This is a genomic window from Nocardia sichangensis (assembly GCF_047200615.1).
In the GTDB taxonomy this organism is placed as follows: domain Bacteria; phylum Actinomycetota; class Actinomycetes; order Mycobacteriales; family Mycobacteriaceae; genus Nocardia; species Nocardia sichangensis.
On record NZ_JBJZOK010000123.1, the window covers coordinates 1 to 957 of the forward strand.

The 957-nt window shown below is 68.7% G+C and carries 1 protein-coding gene; it reads right to left on the minus strand.

The features are described 5' to 3' along the window. Positions 1-36 precede the first annotated feature (36 nt). Positions 37-846, minus strand: coding sequence for an SDR family oxidoreductase (locus tag ACL03I_RS39410; RefSeq protein ID WP_412808660.1), 810 nt, complete (start codon positions 844-846; stop codon positions 37-39). Between the last annotated feature and the right edge of the window lie 111 nt (positions 847-957).

Genomic DNA, 957 nt, shown 5'->3' on the forward strand with positions numbered 1-957 from the left:
GTCGGGTCGATGCCGATCACATTTCGCGCCGAGGTCTCAGGCACCGAGCGTCGCTCCGTTCCGGTAGGGCACCGCGTCGCCGAGCCGCTGGCCGCCGTCGATGACCAGTGTCTCGCCGGTTACCCAGGACGCCACGTCGGAGGCAAGGAACGCGATCGCCGACGCGACGTCCTCCGGTTCACCGATGCGAGCCGGAGCGGTGGACCCCGCGACTTGCTCCTCGTGGTCTTTCCACAGCGCCTCGGCCAGCTTGGTGCGCACGATCCCGGGCGCGACCGAGTTGACGCGAATCTTCGGCGACAATTCCAGCGCGAGTTGCTTGGTCAGGTAGATCAGCGCGGCCTTCGACACGTTGTACAGACCGATATCGGCCTCGTGGCCGAGCCCGCCGATCGAGGCGGTGTTGATGATCGAACCGCCGTGCTCGCGCATCCACGCCTCCGTAGCGAGGCTGGTCCACAGCAGCGGCGCCCACAGGTTGACGTCCATGGTCTTCGCGAACCGGCCGTGGTCTTGGGCGATCATCGGCCCGAACGCCGGGTTGGTGCCCGCGTTGTTGACGAGGATGTCGATGCTGCCGAACCTGTCGAGCGCGATGTCGACACACTGCCGCGCCTGGTCCTCCTCCGCTGCGTGCGCACCGACACCGATCGCCGAACCCACGATCCGCGCGGCGGCCTCGTCGGCGGCCTCCTGCTTGCGGGAGGTGAGCACCACATTCGCGCCCGCGGCGGCGAGGGCTTGCGCGGCGGCCGGACCGATGCCGCGCGAAGCGCCGGTGACGATCGCGGTTCTGCCGCTCAGATCCAGAAAAGACGCTCGGTCACGCGAGGGGATGGGAGTCATGCTCAGATACCTTCCGGTCGCAGGTCGCGGTACCGGCGCAGTTCGCGGCGAGCGATAGCGCGCTTGTGCACTTCGTCCGGGCCGTCGGCCAGGCGCAGGGTCCGCAGGTGC